Genomic DNA, 15,569 nt, shown 5'->3' with positions numbered 1-15,569 from the left:
CTGGCAATTATAAACTCCAATCGCCCTAAGCCGACACCCTTAGCCGGAAGCGTATGGAATCGAAAAACGTCGTCAGGCGAAGCGACATTTACCATTATCTTGGTTCGTGTCTCTGGTATGGAGTCAAGTTTTTGTTCAGTAATTACAAACGGCAATTTCCCTGCATAAACGCGACCCTCCTCACCAGACGAGCAATCAACCGTAACTGGTTTACCGGCCGGTATGCGCTTCGTTGCCACCTCAGTACCGACGACACACGGAATACCTAGCTCTCGCGATACAATTGCTGCGTGGCTCGTTCTGCCCCCCTTGTTGGTAACGATACCAGAGGCGATTTTCATTATTGGCTCCCAGTCCGGATCTGTAATTTCAGTTACCAAAACCTCGCCTGGTTTAAACGTGCTCATACCACGGGCACTTGTTATGACCCGAGCTTTTCCAGCACCGATTTTCGAGCCGACAGCGATACCGGTAACAATAACGCGGCCTGCTTTTTTCAGTACATACTCCGTGCGCACCCGAGCGTCAGCCGTGGCGTGAATGGTTTCAGGTCGCGCCTGCACGATGTAGAGTTTCCCGGTTTTACCATCTTTGGCCCACTCGATATCCATTGGCTGATAATGACCGTTTCGTTTTGAAAAGTACGCCTCTATCTGCACACACCACTTTGCAAGCGTGTGTACCTCCTTGTCGCTCAAGGCATACTGTACGCGCTCAGCAGCTGGAACGGCTACCTGCTTTGTGCCGTACTTGGCATAAATTAGCTTAACTTCCTTACTGCCGAGCTTACGTTCAATAATAGCTTTTTTGCCCGCGGCTAAAGTCGGTTTAAAAACAATGAACTCATCTGGATTCACCTGCCCCTGCACCACCATTTCCCCAAGGCCGTACGCTGCCGTTATAACAACGACATTTTCAAAACCTGTTTCGGTATGCACGGTAAAGGCAACGCCGCTCGACGCCATGTCAGAGCGAACCATAACTTGAATACCAACCGACAAGGCAATGGCCGTCTTATCAAAACCCTTATCCACTCGGTAAGAGATAGCCCTATCAGTAAATAATGACGCGAAACAGCGACGCATAGCATCGAGCACATTGTCTGCTCCGCGAATGTTGAGGTACGTTTCCTGTTGACCAGCAAACGATGCACCCGGCAAGTCTTCTGCCGTGGCCGACGAACGAACCGCTACATCAACGTGTTTACCAAACTCACCCTCAAAAGTTGCATAGGAAGCACGCACTGCCGCTGCTAGTTCTGCCGGTACGCGCGCTTTGCGTATCATTTTACGAATTCTTCGCCCGCAGCGCTGTAAGTCGCTAAGCTTCGCAGTATTCAAACCTTTCAGCTCGTTAGCAATAATTTCATCTAGATGATTCGCCTTGAGGAACAACCGATAGGCGTCCGCGGTCACCGCAAAACCATCTGGTACAGAAATGCCTTTCGGCACAAGCGCAGAAAAAAGCTCTCCCAAGGCCGCATTCTTCCCGCCAACCTTCGGTACGTCAGTAATACGAAGTTCACGAAACGGTATAACGAGGCGTGGAGTCATGTGTATGAATAATTAATAATGAATTCAGTATAGCAAACTGTCGGGGTCTGAAGCTATAAAGCCGCCAAACGAACGCCAAATAATTTTTCAGCGTTCTGCGTAGTTGCGTTGGCTACCACTTCCACCAGCTCTCCTCGCAAGCTGGCAATATGTGCAACTGTTTCGGCAACGTAGCGGGGTTCATTCCTTTTCCCTCGGTATGGTTTCGGCGCTAAATAGGGAGAGTCTGTCTCAACAAGAAAGGCATCGAGCGGAAGTGAACGAATATACTCATCCCATTCACGGGCGAACGTCACAATCCCTGAAAAAGATATGAGAAAACCAAGGGAGCGATGCTGCTCAGCTTCTGCCGGCGTACCAGTGAAACAATGAATAACACCCCGCACTTTAGGATTTTTCGCTTGGGCATCTCTGAGCATCGCAAAGACATCCCCATGTGCATCACGACAGTGAATAGCGAGTGGCAAATTGAGCTCTGCGGCCAAAGCAATTTGCTCGGCAAATACCCGCCGCTGCGTCTCTTTGATACATGCTTGCGTAGCCATATCCCCTTCTAGGCGGTAGTAGTCGAGCCCCACCTCGCCAATAGCAACTACTTTCTTTGAGGATGCGGCTAAGGCGCGGTAACTGGTCGCGTCAAAGGTTTCGGCTCGCCGCTTAAATGTGCCGCCAATCAGTTCAGCACTCGTTTCTTCATTCGGATCAAAATAGCCATCGGTTGTATGAATCGGATGGAGCCCGATGGCTGCCCAGACGTTGTTGTAACGCTCGGCAACGGCAACGGCCGCTGCACTGGTATCTTGCTGCGTACCAACCAGTAGCATGCCAACATCGGCATCCAGCGCCCGACGAATAACCTCGTCTGAATCGTTCTGATAGGCGCTAAAATGAGGATGAGCGTGTGAATCAAAAAGCATATACTTTACGACAACCAACGAAGAGGCTTACTTACTACCATGGAGTAAACATCGCTGACGGTTAACGTTGTTGTGTCGATAGCAAAATATTTACAACAACTAGAAAATTCCTTTTCTAAAGAGGAGCGAAAAATATCGAAATACTTTTGGCTCTTTAGATGTTTATTGCCGTCTCGCGCTAAAACACGTTCATTGCTTACCTTTCGACTACATAAGAAATGTAGGACGACATCGTCTTTTGCTATAGGAAAAAAATCAAGAACTGAACCTCGTAATTGTTCGAGCGCTTCAAACTGCTTTTTGTTCAACTCTCCAGCCGCCATACTGGCCTCGTTAAATGCCTTCATAGAATGAACGCTATACTCATAAAAAACTGGATTTACCGTATTGGTCCAAATGTCCAGGTCTCGATTAGCATAATATGAAGTAAAAGCCGCACGCCGTGCAAAAAGGTTTGAATAAATTAGCGGATGAATAGTGGGCAGAAATGTTTCAAACTGAACGGTAAATTCTTTTGCGGCTACAGTTTTCAAAAAACTAGACTTTCCAGAAGCCGTATCGCCAACGACTATCACCCGCATAAAATGTACCGGCGATTAGAAATACGACTGTAACTGTCGAAGGGCATCAGGGAAAAGTGGTCGGAGAATTGCGGACGATGACAAAACGTACTGAGCTAACTGCGAAGTCGCGGCCGCATCGTTTAACGTCGTCCACTGTGAATACTTTCCAATGACATACAGTAAGGTACCGAGAACGAGCACTCCAAAAATGAAACCAAAAAGTGCGCCCGCTAATCGATTAATGCTTTTGAGGAATGGCAAGAATGCCAAAATATCAAACGCTCTTTCAATGAGGAGAACCACATAGCCAAACAATCTTCCAACCACAAGGAAGATAAGGGTAAAAGAGACAATGCGCGCGAGGCCTTGAAACGAACCGAATAAACCATCAATGATGTCAGCCAACCATAGATAGTAATGACTAGCTAAAAAGGCGGCAATGATGATGCCGATGATGCCGCCGACCGCTCGAATCAAGCCGTGCCCAAATCCCCACCCCACAAATCCGAGGAGGACGATGAGCAAAACGAAATCGAACGTCAAAAAATCAAAAAATGAAGTCATATTAAGCTGTGAATCTAGGAAAAAGTGACGTCTGTGGTTTCCTCACCTGCACGTGACCAGTATGTGCGCCCCACTGCATTGCTTCCCCGGCTGACCGATTCATGTCACTCTCATGACCAATCATCGTAAGCATAGCACGAGCCGTGCTTGGCATAAACGGTAGTACCATCCAACTAATGAGCCGCACTGCCTCAACCATCTCGCCCATAATTTCGGAGAATGCCTCAGCCTTCGCGGGATCAGTGCGCAATTTCCAGGGTGCTTTTTCCTCTAGATACTGATCGCACAGCCGCATAGTCTCCCAGGTAATCTCCAATGCTCGACTGAGTGCAATAGTAGACATCGCCTCGTGATACAAGCTGATCTGTTTCGTTACAGCAGCCGCCACACTAGTACCAACTGGCAGCGTGGCCGCCTGAGCGGCTAATGTGGTCACTCGCTGCACGAGGTTACCCAAGCCGCTCGCCAAATCACTATCATACCGCGCCGCCAGACGTGCAATGGAAAAGTCACCGTCACCGCCAAATGGAATTTCTCGAAGTAAAAAATACCGTACGGCATCAACGCCGTAGGTCTCAACTAAATCTTTTGGATCAATTGCGTTTCCCGTTGATTTCGAAACCTTCCGCCCATCGATAGTAAAAAAGCCATGAGCAAAGACCTGGCGCGGCAGTGGCAAATCAGCGGCGAGTAGCATGGCAGGCCAAAGCGCACAATGAAATTTAATAATGTCTTTACCGACAATATGAAGTTCAGCTGGCCACCACTCTTTGAAACGCTGCTCGTCGGTGCCGTACCCAACCGCTGTCATGTAATTAAGCAGCGCATCAAACCAAACGTAAATTGTTTGAGAATCGTCCCCTGGAACCGGAATTCCCCACTGCTTATTGGGGCGCGAGATACTAAAATCCTCTAAGTGATTCGTAATATAGCTAACAACCTCATTCCGCCGTGCTTCTGGACAAATAAATTCTGGATGCTTTTCAATGTGTTCCAGCAGCGCCTCTCGAAAGCGGCTGGCCCGAAAAAAATAATTCTCTTCTTTTACTAATTCTGCGACTCGGTCATGCGTCGGACACTTTCCGTCAACTAAATCACTCTCCCGATAAAAAGCTTCGCAACCAACGCAGTATAGTCCTTCATACGTACCTTTATAAATGAGGTCGGGCTTGGCGGACACCGTACGCCAAAACTTTTCGACACCCACGCGATGACGCGATTCAGTTGTCCGTATAAAGTCATCGTTCGATATACCAAGTTCATCCCAGGTGAGCTGCCACAATGCCGACATCTGATCGACGTAATTCAAAACAGATGTCCCGCTCGCACCGGCAGCTTCCACATTTTTTTGGGAATTCTCATCTGTACCAGTTAAGAAATAGGTCGGCACCCCAAACATACGCTTATAGCGAGCCAGTACATCAGCGGCGAACGTCGCGTACGCATGACCGATGTGCGGCTTGTCGTTAACGTAATAGATTGGTGTTGTAACGAGATACTTCATGAAATGTATTATGAAATCAGCAACTGCATCGTCTGCTCTATGCTAGCTTTTTTTTGATTTTACTTCAATTACAACAGCCGCCCGTTAAGGCGGCTGTTGCGTGGTGAATTTAGATTTTTGATGAGTTCCAAGACGCGAACGAGGAGCGCAGTAAGCTGTACATATCGGTACAGCGGCGAGCACCAGAGGTCGCAACGATGGAAATCGCAAAAAGGAAATTCGCTCCCTAAAGAACTGCGTCCTTGGCGGCCTTCGCCACTCGGAACTTAACCACGGTCTTGGCTGGAATCTGTATCTCAGCACCCGTCGCTGGGTTTCGACCCATCCGCGCGTTGCGGTGGACCTTCACGAGCTTCCCGATACCAGGCACCAGGAATTCACCGTTCACCTTAACCTCACGGTACGCGAGGTCTGTCATGGCCTCCACGAGTGCACCGACGTCCTTCTTGCTAACACCAGTCTTCTCGGCGAGCGCCTGAAGAACTTGTGATTTTGTCATTTTCGCCATACGCGATACAAATTGAGTAAGAAAATAAATATCGCTGGGATGGGAACGGGATACCAAACGTATAGCCCCTTCTTGTCCCCAGTCTTTCAAACAGTATAGCGAAAAGCAAAAATGCCCGCAAATCTACTATTCCTTTCCCACTGGGTGAAGCACGACAACGAACTCACCCCGATGCTCACCGTCAGCAATACGATCTGCGGCTTCGCGAGCCGAACTCCGTTGAATAGTCTCAAATTGCTTAGTTAATTCGCGACAAACAACAATCTGTCGCTCCGGCTGCCGTTCAGCCACTGCCTGCAATGCCTTTGAAATTCGATGCGGCGATTCATAAAAAATGACTGCCATTGCATGGGTCGCCACACCGTCAAAAAAAGTTGCTCGACCCTTCTTATGGGGTGGATAGCCAGCAAAAACAAACCGATCCATTGAACAACCAGCTATCGACGCCGCTGCAGCTAAGGCCGAGGCACCAGGGAGAGGAACAACCTGAACACTATCGCCATACGTTTCAACAACAGCAGCAACAAACTGCCCGCCAGGGTCAGCGATGCCAGGCGTGCCCGCATCTGTTACCAGCGCCACATCTGATTGCTCAAGTAAACGGACGAGCGCTTTGCTCTTAGCCGGACTGGTGTGCTGATGGTAGCTAACCAATTTTGGATGCGCGCCAAGGTGTGACAATAACGTTCGCGTTCGACGTGTGTCCTCAGCAAGGACGACTGGTACAGTTTTCAGCACTTCTTGGGCGCGAATGGTTATGTCCCCCAAGTTGCCAATGGGCGTCGCTACTACGTACAGCTTAGTCATGTGTTTCGAGATACTCAGCTGCCTCCATGGCCGCTCGACAGCCCATGCCAGCCGCCGTAACCGCTTGTCGATAGAGTCTGTCTTGAACGTCGCCAGCAACAAAAATGCCCGGCACGCTGGTGTGTACACCATCTTCACTAAGAATGTAACCCGCCGCGTCGCAGCGAACCGCCTCACAGAAAGGAACTGTGTTTGGAATGTGGCCAATAGCAACAAAGAAGCCACTCACCAGCACCGTCTCTTGCTCGCCCGTAGTAGCGCGAATACGGACACCAGTTACCGTTGTGTCCCCGAGCACCTCTTCCACCTCATACCCTAAACGAAGATCAATGTTTGGCGTTGCCCGCAAACGATCTTGAAGCACTTGCTGAGCGCGAAGCTCAGGCCGACGATGAATAAGGGTCACTCGCTCACATATTTTGGCGAGGTACAACGCCTCTTTGGCAGCCGTATCGCCGCCGCCGTTAATGGCAATCGGCTTCCCTCGAAAGAAAAAACCGTCGCACACGGCGCAACTTGAAACGCCGTGGCCAATCAATCGCTGCTCACTTTCTAGCCCTAACCATTTGGCTGACGCGCCAGTAGCAATAACAACGGCACGAGCCTCATACTGTGTTTCCCCTACCATCACTGCAAATGGTTTGCGCTGAAAGTTAACCGCCGTAACAGAGCTATCGATAAATCGAACGCCAAATCTCGTCGCTTGCTGTCGCATACGATCCATCAATTCTGGTCCCTGGATACCATCTGGAAAACCAGGAAAATCTTCAACATCAGTGGTAATAGTTAGTTGGCCGCCAGGTTGCGGGCCGGCAATAACGAGTGGCGAGAGCCCACCACGAGCCGCATAAATAGCCGCAGTTAGTCCAGCCGGACCAGAACCTATGACAATCAACGATTCCTGTGTGCTCATAGTATGTACATGATGAACAAGTATTACTTCTCCACTTTACCAAAGGCTCGTAAGCCACCCCGAACAAACGACGGATCAAAGAGTGCGTCAACCGCAGCTGCGTCAAAGCTTCCCACATTAAGCGCCACAAAAAATCGCTCGGCGCTGGTATACAAGGACACTGGGTCACCAAAATGCGTAAAGGCGAGTCCATTATCTGCAAATGTGGATAATCGACGGTTATTCAATGCCTCACTGACTCCTTCCAGAGTTTGACCGGTGGCAACCGCCACAACTGCTAAGAGCCGACGGCGAAGTATTGAGGATGTCTCATAATCGTCCATGGTGGCAAACCAGCCTGCCAAAAAAGCACCAACCTGCGGCCGTTTTGTTTCCAGCACGACTGTACGAAATATAATGACGGTAGGCAGAAGCCCTGGCGTTTCTCTCGTTGAAAAGAGTACGCGACTATTCTCTCGTCGCAAGGCCTGACCGAGATACGGATCAGTGAGCACTGCCGCATCTAATTCACCGGCGACAAACGCATTCGCCGAGTCTGACATAGGTTGCACGATGCTATGACCTTCAACTGTGCTAATTTTTCCCCGACGAAGTGCCTCGCGTAGCAGCACCACATCATTTCCCTGAGACCCATACCCGATTTGCGCGTTAGCCAAATCCGCGACCCGAGTTATGTCGCCATGAGCAACAATCGCGTCACTCCCGGCCGAATAATCCATGCTTGCCACTACCTTCGTCGCAACACCACGGCTACGTAAAACAATTGGAGCGGACATGGATACTACAGCTCCGTCAATCGTTCCGGCTGAGAGCATCGTAAGCAACGTATCCTCATTTTCAACAGTGACAACTGTAACCCGCAAATTCCTAGCGCTAAAATTATCTCGCAAGTCAACAGCATGGATAAGTTGCCCGGTCGCGAGTGAGGTAACGCCAACTCGCAGCTCGTTTGGTAAACGAGCGTGCATATATGATTGCCAGGCAAAGGTAGCAAAGAGTCCGACAATTATTGCTGTCCCTAAACTACCAAGAAAACGCACCATACTTATACGATGTCCTCCCGTTTCTCTCGAAAAAAACCAAGCACGTCTTCGGTTACCAAGAGGAACGCTTTGATGGGTGCTTCAAGGAAATAATCAAAGAAGTAGAGGAAAACATTGAAACGAGCCGAGGTCAAAGAAATCCAGCGACCGACAGTTAATACCGGGAGTGAAAAAAGATCGACAACTGCTGCTAACATATGTTCACGACGACGTTCTACAAATAGATCTCTAACTGGTTGTCGAACTCGAAGGACAAAGAATGAAACAACACTAAGAAAGAAAAGAAAAAATGCGATACTTATCATCGTAAAGCCGATTCGCTGTAAACCTGTAGCAATCGCTCCGAAAGTAGCAACAAATACGAAGAAGTATACAACTGACAATACACCACTGGAAACAGCTGAAGACCGACCAGGTGGCGTTAGCTGTGGCAAAATACGTGCCTCACCACCAAAACGTATGGTTTCGAGATGCCGAAGCACTGCCTCTGTGTTCGAATCTTTTGGAAACGGAGTGGTCACTGCGAGGAGAAGCATCAGCAATGGTGGAAAACCAAGGTTAATGAGCAATGGTGCAGTTGCCACATGACCATAAAAGAACGCCTCAATTGGACCCTCCAGGAGTAACGCCGCCAGCATCTTAGTGATAAAAATATAGAGCGTCGACCGAACAGCCGAGCTATATAAGCGACCCCGAGCAGCCTTATAATACTGCTGGCACCGTTCTTGCACCACTGAAGTAAAATGATGGTCATCAAGGAGTAGCGAGTTTGCGCCACTGATATCGTCACGTACCGCATCATGAAGCGCATGAAAAATAAGTGAGCGCTGCCGCAGCACCTTATACAGTTGCTCACCAGCGGGGTGCACAATTGCTGTTTCAATTCGCTGCCGTAGTCGGAGTAACTCAGGTAATACACTAGCCACTTCAGCCACCGACAATTTCTTCCAATCTGGGAGCATGCGGCAAAGCAACAGGTAGCGAATTTTTGGTAAATCAAGCGAGAAGAGCGCCCGATATGCAGCGACAAATTCAAGGGTTGGGAGCTCTTCATGTGATAAGCGCCAAGCGGCAAGTGGTTTATCTTGCGCAAGCGTTGCTCGAACCAAATGAACAAGAGCCGCCTCTTCTGGTGCTGGAGAGAGAAACGCATCAAGCTCGGCGGCAGCTATACCATGCAGCCAATGAATTACAGCACGAGCGTCTTTCAATGGAGCAGCCTCCGCAGCAGCTAATACAGCTGCGTATCTATCAAGAAACTCTTGGACGTACGGAATGATGGCTTCGGGTACTTCATCATTTTTTAAATATCGTGCATGAACTAATTCAACCAAAAAAGACCTCGCACTCGATTCAACGGAGCCTGTGTCAAATCGTCGACGAAGCATACGTTCAAGCGCGTGACGTCGTAACAAGTGATCTTCGTGGTAGTCAACACTATATCGTAGCCGTTCATAAAACTGAGCGGCCTGCGAAACAACTGACGAAACGTGAATGGCATGCTCACCCTCCTTGGCACGCGGACCCCCACCCGTATCAGCTTTTAAAGCCAAAAGAAAATCAGCGACTGGCTTAGCCAGCGCATTGCTTTTTTTCTCTTGCTGCGTAATTTCGTCATGCTTTGTAAGTGAAGACATCGGCATACGAGTAGTATATACCACCTTTGAGAAACGGCGACCCCTACTCGGCGCGATGCGCCGCCCACCAGGTAAGGACATCACGCGCAACCGGAACAGCAAAACTGCTTCCTTCACCTACGTTTTCCAATAGAATAGTGATGACGAGCTGTGGGTTCTCATAGGGGGCAAAGCCACTAAACCATGCATGTGTCGCTATGTCACCACCCACTTCGGCCGTACCGGTTTTTCCTGCCGCAGTAATAGGCAGCGTGCCAAGCGAACGAGCACTGCCATCAGTAACCGTGCGCCGCATACCTTCTCGAACCACTGCCACGGTGTCCTCGGTAAGACCGATTCCAATAATTTCGGTAGGCGGTTTCCTATCGCTGTGCCCTTCAACTTCATACAACACGTGTGGCGTAATACGTTTACCACCATTTGCGAGAATGGCCGTCGCTGCTGCTATCTGCAATGGCGTTACCAAAACGTCTCCTTGACCAATCGCGGCGTGATACGTATCCCCAATATACCAAGATTCACCTTTCACTTCTTTTTTCCATGCCGGTGTTGGGAGTAGTCCGCTCACTTCACCAGGAAGATCAATGCCCGTTACTGCCCCGAAACCAAAACGAGCTTCATACGCGCTAAGCGCTTCAATCCCCAATCCTGGCTGATCACCGTATCCCCCACCAATAATATAGAAAAACGTGTTTACTGACTCGGCTATAGCTTTACGAACATCAGTCTGCCCATGACCACCCGCCTTCCAGTCAGGAAAAAACCATTGCCCAACAGAGATACCACCCGTACTTAAAAAAGAAGTAAGTGGAGTAATTATTTTTTCTTCAAGCGCCGCCGCCGCCACAAAAGGCTTTATGGTGGAACCAGAAGGATATCGCCCTTGAACTACTCTATTAAACAGCGGCTGATTAGGATCTGCGGCCAACGCCGCGTAGCCATTATTTCCTTCTGTAAACATATTGGCGTCAAACCCCGGATAGCTGGCCAAAGCAAGCACCTCGCCATTTCTCGGATCAAGCACAACGCCAACACCGCGTTGCCCTTTGGCTCGGCCAAGACCACTGAGCATTGCTGCTTCAAGTACCTGCTGCAACTCACTATCAATACTCAGCCAGACATTATTACCCGGCGTTGGTGCTACTTCGGCATAGATGTGCTGCAGCGCACCAAGCGCATCAACTTCAACTTCCTGCCGACCATTCGTCCCTTTCAAATAGGTTTCGTATGCTTGCTCAACTCCACTTCTGCCAACAATATCACTCCGAGCATACCCACGTTCACTTGATAACTCACCGTCACCAACGCGGCTCACGTAGCCAACAACATGACTAAGACCGTATAGTCCGTCGCGTGACGCAATGTAGTCCCGACGAGGGGTTGTTAAAACAACAATGCCCGGCCAGGCTGGGGCCATGGCTTGCAACTGTAATCCCTGTTCAACTTCCACGTTCGGAATAACAATAAACGGTTCTACGCTACGTCGTTGCTCTGACGAAAACCCATTCCACTTATCGAAAAAAATACTCGGATCCGTTTGAACAGCCGCCGCTACGTGTTGAAATAGTTGCGCTCTCGCCGGCTCATCTCGTGGTACGTCGAACGGAATTAACGCCACTGACAATTGCGGCGTGTTTTCGGTCAACGCAATACCATAACGATCATAGACAACACCCCGAGGAGCTAACGTTGTATAGGTTCGAATACGATTACCTTCTGCCAAAACCCTATATGCAGCGCCATGAAAAAGCTGGAGCTGCGCGGCACGACCAAGCATAATAGCTACGGTCGCTATCAAAATAATGCCAACGACCATGCGCTGCCGAGCGGTTAACGGGTGGCCAAGATATTGCGAACCAGTAGCGGCCAAATCAGCATCAACCCACACGTTTTGTGGACGGCTAACCGTAGCGTTATTTATAAAACGAGGAAATGGATTCATCGTTGAAAGAAAGGTAGTGATAATTGTTCCGTTTGCTGTCGACGTCGAACAAGTTCAACAAGTGAGGCCAACAGCACATAACCGATGATGCTACCCAGAATAGAGAGTTCACCAGTAATTCCATTTGGATAGACTCGGTTAGACACAAGGCTCATGACCCACAATACGACACTATAGCTCACGTAAGAAACGAGTGCTCGAGCATGGGCCGCAACAAAAGTGCTACCCGTAAGTAGCCTCGACAGTACAATGTATGAAAGCAGCAAAGCCGTTACACTCGCAACGCTGGTCAACGTTGGCAATGAAAATGCAATATCGTACCAGGTCGCACCAAGTATTCCCACAATAACCGCGATCATCGTAGGAAGGAACAAAAGGCCAGCATAAGAAAAAAGTGGTAAGAGCGGGGGCATGGCATAGTAACCGAACAGCGAAGACTGCACTGCTGGCAGTAAGCCAAAGAAAAAGAGAGAAAGAAGCAGTTGCAAATTACGGTGTCTCATCGGGGACCAATATACTTACAATGTGTACGGTTGCCGTCGTGGTAAACGGAAAAATAGTTGCTTCCTGCCAAAGCGCCTCTGGTGTAGAACGAACCGCTGCAATCACGCCAACCGGTATGGCAGCTGGTAGGCCGAGTGCACTACTGTTGGTAATCACTACATCCCCAACGGTAACCGGTTCAGCTCTCGCAATCTGCTCAACCGAAAGTGATAAGCCGTCTCGACTTTGTAGTAAACCGAACACACCTGGCTTCCCGGGAACACGGACCGGTATAGCCAGCCCATGGCTTGTGAGTAAACGAACCGTACTTACCGTGGGGGTGACCGATGCGACAATACCGATAAGATTGCCGTGCGGTGAGACAACCGCAGCACCTTCACGAACACCAACTTTTGATCCAGCATTCAGGCGAAGCACGGTTTGTGGATCACGAGGGTCACGTCCAATGACAAGCGCTGTCACGGTACGAATCCCAGCGACGTTCGAGAAACCAGTAAGCGCCCGCAGTGCTTCATTCTCTTCAGTCAGTTGCCGTAGCCGTGCCGCGTCCACTGCCAAAGCATCAACCTGCTGCTCAAGATTCGTTATCCGGGCATCTGTTTCACCCATGAGAAAACCTGGCGTTACAAGACGAGATGCGAACCACGTTTCAATGCCAGTTGTAAAGCTAAGCAGCCCATGAACTCGAAGACGTACCGCTGGAACACTTTCAATAAGAAAGGCCAGCACAATTCCTACGAGCAGGACAACGAGTGTTCGACGTTGCATACCGACCTAGCACTAGGCCCCGTACGGCAATTCTTGCGATGACGGGATAGCAACGTTCTGCAGAAATTCAAAGTTATCAAGCAGTATACCGGTACCGCGCACAACACAAGTGAGTGGGTCGTCAGCAATACGAACTGGAATCTGGGTCGCTTCACTAATGGCCACGTCCAGATTCCTAAGGAGTGCCCCACCACCTAGTAGCACGATGCCTCGCTCGTAAATATCAGCCGCTAACTCCGGTGGTGTTACTTCAAGAATTGCACGAATGTGTTCAATCATTGTGCGAATCGTCTTAGCCATAGCCTGACGAATTTGTGTATCTGTTACGATGACTTCTTTTGGTAAACCACTCACTAAATCTCGACCGCGCATTGTTGTCTCGAGCGGAACATCCAACGGCGCTGCTGAGCCAACTTTAATTTTTATTTCTTCCGCCACCCGTTCACCAAGTAAAATATTAAACTGCTCACGAGCAAACTGCACGATATTCTTATTAAGTTCGTCCCCGGCCAGCCGCAGTGATCGAGTCGTCACTATGCCCGCCAGTGAAATGACCGCGATTTCCGTTGTCCCGCCGCCAATATCTACTACCATGTTGGCAGTAGGCTCTTGCACCGCCAGACGTGTACCAATCGCACCGGCCATAGGTTGTTCAACCAGATAGACTTCTCGTGCCCCGCAGGAACGAACAACATCTTCTACGGCCTTACGCTCTACTTCGGTAACTTCGGTTGGAATTGATACAACGACCCGTGGTCGTTGCAGTAGACTGAAACGCTCACGGCGTACTTTCTCCATAAAATACTTCAACATCTTCTCGGTTACTTCATAGTCAGAAATAATGCCATCAACCAGTGGTCGAATGGCCAAAATATGGGCCGGAGTTTTCCCGACCATGCGCTGCGCTTCATGACCAACAGCCAGAATCTGATCAGTCCGATTATTAACCGCCACAACCGATGGTTCGTTAATAACGATGCCGCGATCTTTTACGTACACGAGCGTATTCGCGGTGCCAAGATCAATACCAATATCCTTTGCTACCCGCCCGAGGAGTCTATTGAGGAAGCTCATACGCCTAGGGTTCTCCGAACGACTTCTGCCACTACCCTGTCGGCTGCAATCATTTCTGTTTCGTCTGTCGCACGATTACGCAACTCGTGCTTCCCGGCAGCGATTGTTTTAGCACTCACAACGAGCCGCAGTGGTATACCAATAAGATCCGCATCAGCGAATTTTGCGCCAGCAGTAAGGTCACGATCATCAAGCAGCACCCGTACACCGCGCTGGCGCAGCTCATTGTAAAGCTGCTCTGCTGCGGACAAAATTGTTGCATCTCCCCCAACCGCAATCACATGACAATCAAACGGCGCGACCGCAGCCGGCCAGATAATGCCAGCGTCATTGTGATGCACTTCAACTATGGCACCCATCAAACGGCCGAGGCCAATACCGTAACAACCCATGATGACGGGCTGCGCAACACCATGCTCGTCAGTATAGTGCACAGCAAACGGTGCTGAATATTTCGTTTTGAGCTTAAAAATGTTACCGACTTCAATTGCTTTTTCACGTCGCAAACCGGCAGTTGGCGCCTTGCATGTTGGACACGCTGGTTGATCAGCTAGAATCTCTTCATTTATTGCGAGATGGCAGGTATCACAAACATAAATTGTGTCTTCGCCAGCAGCGGTCAGGGTTTGGAACTCATGAGAATATTTGGCGAACGTTCCACCAGACGCATACGTCAGCAACGTCGCTTCGCCAATTCCGGTACGTTCAAAAATGCGGCGGTAGACTGCTAAAACCTTGTCGTAATAACTATCAAGATCGGCTTCGGATGCGTGAAAAGAATACAAATCTTTCATGATGAACTCTCGACCACGCAGCACGCCAGACTTAGCGCGAAGTTCCGCTCGAAACTTTGTTTGAAACTGGTAAAGCGCGAAGGGAAGATCGCGATACGAAGCAATATCACGACCAACGAGCGGTGTAATAATTTCCTCGTGCGTACTGCCTAAGGCAAACTCTCTCCCTGATTCATCCTGCACACGATACAATGGATCTGGTCCCGACCAACGCCCAGTCACCACCCAGTTCTCTTTTGGATGCAGCGCCGGCAGTAAAAGCTCTTGGGCGCCGATACTTTCCATCTCTTCTCGAATAATAGCTTCGATACGTTTGAGAACTTGAAAACCAAGTGGCAAATACGAATAAACGCCGGCCATGAGTTTTTGCACGTAGCCACCACGCTCAAGCAATTGTGCGTTAACACTCTGCTCGTCCTTAGGTGCTGTGCGCAATGTTTTTCCGAAGAGTGCAGTTTGACGCATATACTGATTAGTC

Annotated in this window: 15 protein-coding genes; all 15 read right to left on the bottom strand. The window is 49.5% G+C overall.

What is annotated here, in order from left to right:
- Window positions 1–1,553, bottom strand: a 1,553-nt coding sequence (gene ppsA, locus WC052_01195) for a phosphoenolpyruvate synthase (protein MFA7286266.1), incomplete at its 3' end; no start/stop codon positions are given.
- 53 nt (window positions 1,554–1,606) lie between these two features.
- Window positions 1,607–2,470: a TatD family hydrolase gene (locus WC052_01190; GenBank protein ID MFA7286265.1), complete on the bottom strand. Its 864-nt coding sequence runs from the start codon at window positions 2,468–2,470 to the stop codon at window positions 1,607–1,609.
- A 5-nt stretch (window positions 2,471–2,475) separates the two neighbouring features.
- Window positions 2,476–3,051 carry a hypothetical protein gene (locus WC052_01185; GenBank protein ID MFA7286264.1) on the bottom strand — a complete coding sequence of 192 codons (576 nt, stop codon included), beginning with the start codon at window positions 3,049–3,051 and terminating at the stop codon, window positions 2,476–2,478.
- Window positions 3,052–3,066: 15 nt separating this feature from the next.
- A complete protein-coding gene (locus tag WC052_01180) occupies window positions 3,067–3,597 on the bottom strand; it encodes a CvpA family protein (protein MFA7286263.1) in 531 nt (176 codons plus the stop codon).
- 1 nt (window position 3,598) lies between these two features.
- Window positions 3,599–5,101 (bottom strand): methionine--tRNA ligase, encoded by a 1,503-nt coding sequence (metG, locus tag WC052_01175; protein ID MFA7286262.1) that lies wholly within the window; start codon window positions 5,099–5,101, stop codon window positions 3,599–3,601.
- A 226-nt stretch (window positions 5,102–5,327) separates the two neighbouring features.
- Window positions 5,328–5,609, bottom strand: a complete 282-nt coding sequence (locus WC052_01170) for an HU family DNA-binding protein (protein MFA7286261.1) — start codon at window positions 5,607–5,609, stop codon at window positions 5,328–5,330.
- 126 nt (window positions 5,610–5,735) lie between these two features.
- The gene (gene rsmI / locus WC052_01165) at window positions 5,736–6,416 is read right to left on the bottom strand and encodes a 16S rRNA (cytidine(1402)-2'-O)-methyltransferase (GenBank protein ID MFA7286260.1); all 681 of its coding nucleotides are present in this window, start codon (window positions 6,414–6,416) and stop codon (window positions 5,736–5,738) included.
- The gene (gene trxB, locus WC052_01160; protein ID MFA7286259.1) at window positions 6,409–7,329 is read right to left on the bottom strand and encodes a thioredoxin-disulfide reductase; all 921 of its coding nucleotides are present in this window, start codon (window positions 7,327–7,329) and stop codon (window positions 6,409–6,411) included. The genes rsmI and trxB overlap by 8 nt, the downstream gene beginning before the upstream one ends.
- Before the next feature lie 23 nt (window positions 7,330–7,352).
- A complete protein-coding gene (locus tag WC052_01155; protein ID MFA7286258.1) occupies window positions 7,353–8,372 on the bottom strand; it encodes an ABC transporter substrate-binding protein in 1,020 nt (339 codons plus the stop codon).
- Between the two features lie 2 nt (window positions 8,373–8,374).
- The gene (locus WC052_01150; GenBank protein MFA7286257.1) at window positions 8,375–10,015 is read right to left on the bottom strand and encodes a hypothetical protein; all 1,641 of its coding nucleotides are present in this window, start codon (window positions 10,013–10,015) and stop codon (window positions 8,375–8,377) included.
- Window positions 10,016–10,052: 37 nt separating this feature from the next.
- Window positions 10,053–11,951, bottom strand: coding sequence for a penicillin-binding protein 2 (mrdA, locus tag WC052_01145; protein MFA7286256.1), 1,899 nt, complete (start codon window positions 11,949–11,951; stop codon window positions 10,053–10,055).
- Window positions 11,948–12,454 carry a hypothetical protein gene (locus WC052_01140; protein ID MFA7286255.1) on the bottom strand — a complete coding sequence of 169 codons (507 nt, stop codon included), beginning with the start codon at window positions 12,452–12,454 and terminating at the stop codon, window positions 11,948–11,950. Before WC052_01140 ends, mrdA begins: the two co-directional genes overlap by 4 nt.
- A complete protein-coding gene (gene mreC, locus WC052_01135; GenBank protein ID MFA7286254.1) occupies window positions 12,441–13,223 on the bottom strand; it encodes a rod shape-determining protein MreC in 783 nt (260 codons plus the stop codon). Before mreC ends, WC052_01140 begins: the two co-directional genes overlap by 14 nt.
- Before the next feature lie 12 nt (window positions 13,224–13,235).
- Window positions 13,236–14,297 (bottom strand): rod shape-determining protein, encoded by a 1,062-nt coding sequence (locus tag WC052_01130; protein ID MFA7286253.1) that lies wholly within the window; start codon window positions 14,295–14,297, stop codon window positions 13,236–13,238.
- Window positions 14,294–15,556 carry an aminoacyl--tRNA ligase-related protein gene (locus WC052_01125; protein ID MFA7286252.1) on the bottom strand — a complete coding sequence of 421 codons (1,263 nt, stop codon included), beginning with the start codon at window positions 15,554–15,556 and terminating at the stop codon, window positions 14,294–14,296. The genes WC052_01130 and WC052_01125 overlap by 4 nt, the downstream gene beginning before the upstream one ends.
- Between the last annotated feature and the right edge of the window lie 13 nt (window positions 15,557–15,569).

The organism is Patescibacteria group bacterium, assembly GCA_041675205.1.
GTDB lineage: Bacteria > Patescibacteriota > Patescibacteriia > GWA2-46-9 > GWA2-46-9 > JBAYUF01.
The sequence above is the reverse complement of the archived record's forward strand: the minus strand, read 5'-3'. Positions and strand labels throughout refer to the sequence as shown.